The sequence below is a fragment of the Gammaproteobacteria bacterium genome (genome assembly GCA_003696665.1).
In the GTDB taxonomy this organism is placed as follows: Bacteria; Pseudomonadota; Gammaproteobacteria; order Enterobacterales.
This window is the reverse complement of record RFGJ01000489.1, coordinates 1-5,702: the sequence shown is the minus strand read 5'-3', so window position 1 is coordinate 5,702 and position 5,702 is coordinate 1. Positions and strand designations below refer to the sequence as shown.

Sequence of the window (5,702 nt, the reverse complement as noted above, 5' to 3'; positions counted from 1 at the left end):
TCGAGGCTCGAATAGAAATAACGTCCCTCTCCGATGATCTGATACGCCAAATAATCCAACAGCTCCAGCTCGGCACGGGTCGCCTTACTTTTAATCTCGATATTCAACCTTTGACCGGATCGAGCAGAGTGTGCAAACACCTGGGCCAATTGCCTGAAACTCGGCGGGACAACATCCGATAATTCCCCAGTGGCCATCTCTCGCTCGCGCAGATACCCCCATTCACGTGCATAGTGGAGGTACTCAATTCGACGCCGTCGATTATCAACTGTGCCGGTGGCACGCCCCGTATACGCGTCATGATGAACCACCCAAACATCATCCGAAGTGACACGGACATCCACCTCCACAACATCAAATCCATTGTCCAGTGCGTCCACAACGGCTTCAATGGAGTTTTCCGGGTAGCGCTCAGCGCCGCGATGGCTTTGTAACTCATAACCGCCACACTGCCGCGATTCACGATAGCGTAGATTTCCACGTGGTGTGAGATAAAAACCGCGCGGCCAGTGCTGGTTGCAAGGCGTTTGACCTTGATGTTTTTCTTGGTGGGGTGTTCTTGACAACTGATTCGCTCTGGCATGCACTCAAGCCGAGCAAAATGATGAATAATGTAAGTGTTCGATACATAAAACGCCCTATCGTGTAAAAAATTTCAGCTTGGCGCAAGCCTAATCAATTCCGCTGTCTTGTTCGGCCGAATGCAGCGCTTTAATTGATAGAATGACCATCCGGTTGCTGCGCATGGATGTGCAGTTGTCGAGCTTGCGAAATTTTTCTTTCAGCTTCTTCTCGGGAGATCACTTTTCTTTCCGCCAACCACTTAAATTTCCTAATTTCAGTTTCTAGATCATTATCCGGATTGATTTCACCATACCACTGCCGAAGCTGTTGATTCCGGCGCGCAGTCAGTTCATCGACAATCGCATCATGCTGTTTGTCGTGAAGCACATAAACAGTGCCCTGTTCCGTGTCAAAAGTCGTATAGGTGGCTCGTGTCATCTGGAACCATTCCAAGCAGACGCGACCGGCAACAATCCAGAGCACATCGCGCATGGAAATTTGTGATGACATAAGACTAATCACTGCTTGAGCAGCCCCTAACACTATCCATAACCAGCCGATATGTTTAAGCCAGTAATTTTGCTTAATCACCAAGGCGGTCTTGAACGGAAGGTCGCCATACGCTACATCAAAGTCGCCTGAGCCATCTCGAAATGAATAGGCGAAATTCAAATATGTCTCGTAAAAAGTAAACTGTTGCTGCTCCGCACCTTGCTTCTGCACAATCTCCATCTGCTGTCCCATATATCATCAAACACGTTCCGTGCTGCGACCCATACGGCTCGGGTGCCCCAGACAAACTGCCAACCCGTACCCACGAGAAGTCTGTATTAAAGACTTAGCGACCAAACCATAACTCGCCAAAAAGGTCGCCGCGCATTCTAAAAAACCTAAAACCTATTTGCAAAACTCACTGCCACTCGATGCCGTCCACATGATTGAGCTTTATCATATTCGGTCATATAATCACCGACTTTCGGTATCCTGCTTCAAGCCGTACAGGATGCACGGTGTGCTTATCATTACGAGTTATAGGGAAGTTAAACATGTCCAGAATGCTGCGCCTTCTGTTTGTTCTGACGGTTAGCCTGGTGCTCTACGCTTGTGCAATGTATCCCGCGCACAACCCAGTGCCCCCCAGAAGCAATCCAGAACTTGCGCCGAACGAAGGGTATTTAGCCATTGGCTTTCTTGGTTATCGAAATCTTTATCAAGTTCAAGTACGCGGCCCCAAGAGCTTTTCTTTTGAGAATGCGTTTAAGTGGCAACGCGATCAAATCAAACTCTTTAAACTTCCGGCGGGCAACTACCAAATCTCCGGGCTCCTACCGAACGCTCGTTTCACGGCACTCGATATAGATGATGTGCCGCGCTGGCACTTTACCGTTGCCCCCGGAAAAATTAATTATGTTGGGACATTAGTCATTCAAGGCGTCGGCAGTCCTTATTTTTTTCTGCTCAATTCAGCCTATTTTCGCAATGACTTATCTTTGGCCATTCGTCAACTTCACAAACAATACCCGGAAATCGCCACCAAATACGAGATCCAATTTGCCAACCAATTTGAAGATCCTTTTCTGAATATCGTCACCAAAGCGCTCAAGGAGGCAGCACAATGAAGGTGTGTAAATGGCTGCTGATGGCCGTATTGTCGGTCTATGCCCATGCCAGCTATATCCCGGCCACCACAATTTTCCAAGATGCTCACTACCGGAACCTGACACTTTCTCCAGATGGACAACATGTGGCATTCATCTACCACCGCGATGAAAATTTTCGGATAGCCTTCTGGGACGCGCCTAGTGCAAAGAAAAAGCTTGCGATATTCAATAAGGAAGCCGAGTTCACCGATATCGTATTAACCAAACTCGACTGGCTGAGCGACGATATTGTCATGGCGACCACATTCTCAGGCAACAAATATCTTGTCGACGCGCGTCGCTCAGCCCAAACACCATCGGTGTACTATTTTACCGGCCGCAACGCGAAAGCCTACTCTCTCATACATGCCTTACCAGATTCCCCGGAAGAATTTATCGCAGTCTATCATCGCGACGATGGGATGCTTGAAGCCTACCGGATGAGAATTGATTTCAAAGGAGGATTTTTCAAACGCATCGAGCGCCTGGACGGCGGCATTTCTGATGCCGTCTTGCTCGGCAGTGATGCCGATGGCCGCATTAGAATCGCAGCAAAGCTTTCAAAAGACGAATCTTCGCTCATCTTTTTCACCCGGGACGTTGGCCGAACCACATGGCAACAGACCTTTTCGCTACCCATCGACAAAGATGAGAACATCACACCGGCCAAGCTCGCTGACCAATTCAAAGTGGTTTCGCTCAGTAACGATGGGTACATCTATTTTCTCAGCAATTACGGCGAAGAGCATAAGACACTCAAACGGATCCGCTATGGCATGGACACGCCCGAAGTGGTGTACCAATCACCTGGACGAGATATCGTAGACGTTGAGGTCGATCCCAAAACGCAAACCCCCATTTCCGTGGTCACCATTGAAAACGGACTTCCAACTGAACGACCATTGTCCGACACATCATATTCAGAGGATGTCCAAAAATTATTAAGCAACTACCTTGTGGTCAACCACCTTGGTCGGCGCTACATTCTGATTGGCCTTAATGGTAAAGACCGTCTCAAATACTTTTACTACGACGATCAAACGAAGGCATTGCACTACATTCATCCAGTCAATGAAGATCTCAAACCCTATTCATTGTCCATCGCCAAAACATTTAAGGTCAAAGCGAGTGACGGCATGCTCATCGAAGCCTATTTGAGCCTGCCGGGTAAAACTACGGACAATAAAAAATATCCGTTGGTGGTCATGCCGCACGGTGGGCCGATGTGGGTGCGCGACCTCAACGTCTTTGATCCCATGGTCGAATACCTCGCCAGCCGAGGCATTGCCGTATTGCGCGTCAACTTCCGTGGATCTGGCGGCTTCGGACGAAGCTTTCTGCTTGCTGGCCGCGGACAATTTGGACAAGCCATAGAAAATGACATTGAACTGGCGCGTCGTTACGCGGTTCGACATTTCCCCATAGATAAAAATCGACAATGCATCATGGGTGCCAGTTATGGTGGCTATTCTGCTTTGCGCTCGGTGATGCTTCACCCCAAAACATATCGTTGTGCCATTGCTCGTTTCCCAGTAACGGATTTGCCACTACTATTTAACGACACCACGATTGGGTCACGGAAAAAGCGCCAAAAAGCGATCGAAGCCGTACTTGGAGAAAAAGAGTCGCTCAAGGACAAGTGGCTAGAACTCTCGCCCGACTACCACCCCGAACGCATTCACGTGCCAGTCCTGTTGACCGGCGGTTATCTGGACACCACGACCACCATTGAGCATCTGCGCCGTATGGCTTATGCCCTCGAGAAACACAAAAAACCCTTTACGGCAATCATGTTTCCTGAATCAAAACATGGCCATAAATTCTGGCGGGATGACCATCTCGAAGTGGTGGTCATTTTCGGATTCTTGGCCAAACACCTAAAACTTCGCGCCAACAATACGGAAGACTTCAAGATTCAGTCAGCTGAGTTTGTCAAAGCCGGCGAACGCCTGAAAAAATGGAAGGACGGGTTTTTGCTCGGCATCCCGGCCAAGGCGTATCTGGACATTCCGCTGCGCGTCACGTCCAGCGACCAACAGTCTGATGTCAGCGTGATCAATCTGTGATTGCATGATATTGGAAAGACAGCGCTCCGAATGCGCTGTCTTTACCCATCATTCAGAGGTTGTCCTGATTTACTTGCGCCAGTTTATCAAGCCGTCGCTCAATTGCTTTGGCCACCATGTCACGGTCAAATTGTGACAAGCGTGATAGCCGTTCTAGTCGAACACGATGTAAATGCAGATAAGGCAACTGCATCCTCGTCATCTCCCGCAAGTCGCCATATTGCAAAATCGGCAAAAGCCGACCTTCGCTATAGGCCCCCATACGCATGGCTTTGACCGCCAGCGGCAAAGGTAAGGCACTTGCCGACTTACGGCCCTGCAGCTTGCCCATCACCCAGAGGCCTGGCTTGCCAATCGCCTCTCCTAGTATGATACGTATGCCTGTCGGCTCAATGGCCTCATGACTGATATGATGAATCATGTCATGGTAAGCATTAAAATCAGGCAAAATGACGATGCTTTGCTGCGCATTGGTTTGGTAGACCGAATACTTGGTGTAGATTTTTTCGACAGTTCTCGAATACACAGCCAGCCCGTGACGAACCCGAGTCATTAGCCGACACGCTCTCTCCGGTGCTTTATGCCGACGCAACGACCAAAAAAGATCGCGAGCGATGGATGGGTTATTCAATGTCGGGTTCAGGCTCATAGCGAACTCACCATTATTACACTGCGGTAGAGGTTACAACGTACCACACTACGGTTTGGTTGACTTTGAATGAGGTCGAATGACAAATGTGCATTCGATCACAAATTCGTGGGATTGTTTTCTGATTTCCCTTGTCGCAAAGAACGGTTATCATACAGCGATCGCATCATTCACTACGCGTTTCTGGGGAGGTTTTATGAAATCTACAAAAATTTCGTTAATCGCATTGCTGATGGCAACATCAGCCGTCTGGGCTGAAAATTCCCAAGACGGTCATCTGTATTTCTATCCACACTGGAGTGCCTACCAATATGATGATGTGGTCGGCATTTCGGTGGATGATGATAATGGATATGGCCTTGGTATCGGCTACCGATTCAATGACCGCTGGTCTTTTGAAGTCGAGTTCAACCGCATTGAAACCATGGCTGGCATTTACCATGTCGATACCACAGTCTGGCATTACAACGCGAAATACAATTTCGTCACTGATGGCCGCGTCAAGCCATTTATGCTGCTTGGTGTTGGCGACACCGACAATAAGTTTGAATTTCCAACCCCCTACCAAGCCGCCGCAACATCAGCTAACTTGGGTTTTGGTTTGGACATTGGATTAACTGACAACTGGTCAATGCGCTTGGATGTGCGAGGCATGTACCTTTATGACCATGATGCCACCGACACCATGGGGACCATTGGCTTTGTGTGGTCACCCCGCGCTGCTAAGTCAATGCCTGTGGACTCCGATGGCGATGGCGTGGTTGACCACGCTGACCAGTGCCC

5 protein-coding genes and 1 pseudogene are annotated in these 5,702 nt (G+C 48.9%); 3 read left to right on the top strand and 3 right to left on the bottom strand.

The window, feature by feature from the left end:
• Together D6694_11890 and D6694_11885 are read right to left on the bottom strand one after the other, a co-directional pair.
• Positions 1 to 630: pseudogene (locus D6694_11890) on the bottom strand (glycerophosphodiester phosphodiesterase).
• An 81-nt stretch (positions 631 to 711) separates the two neighbouring features.
• Positions 712 to 1,296, bottom strand: a complete 585-nt coding sequence (locus D6694_11885) for a hypothetical protein (GenBank protein ID RMH38752.1) — start codon at positions 1,294 to 1,296, stop codon at positions 712 to 714.
• Positions 1,297 to 1,619: 323 nt separating this feature from the next.
• Between D6694_11885 and D6694_11880 the strand changes: the two genes are divergently transcribed.
• Both D6694_11880 and D6694_11875 read left to right on the top strand, forming a co-directional pair.
• Entirely contained in the window at positions 1,620 to 2,183 is a 564-nt protein-coding gene (locus D6694_11880) for a hypothetical protein (protein RMH38751.1), read from the top strand.
• Positions 2,180 to 4,270, top strand: a complete 2,091-nt coding sequence (locus tag D6694_11875; GenBank protein RMH38750.1) for a S9 family peptidase — start codon at positions 2,180 to 2,182, stop codon at positions 4,268 to 4,270. Before D6694_11880 ends, D6694_11875 begins: the two co-directional genes overlap by 4 nt.
• Before the next feature lie 52 nt (positions 4,271 to 4,322).
• Here the strand turns inward: D6694_11875 and D6694_11870 are convergent, their stop codons facing one another.
• Positions 4,323 to 4,823, bottom strand: a complete 501-nt coding sequence (locus D6694_11870; protein RMH38749.1) for a hypothetical protein — start codon at positions 4,821 to 4,823, stop codon at positions 4,323 to 4,325.
• Positions 4,824 to 4,998: 175 nt separating this feature from the next.
• Here D6694_11870 and D6694_11865 point away from each other — a divergent pair.
• Positions 4,999 to 5,702, top strand: a 704-nt coding sequence (locus D6694_11865; GenBank protein ID RMH38753.1) for a porin family protein, incomplete at its 3' end; no start/stop codon positions are given.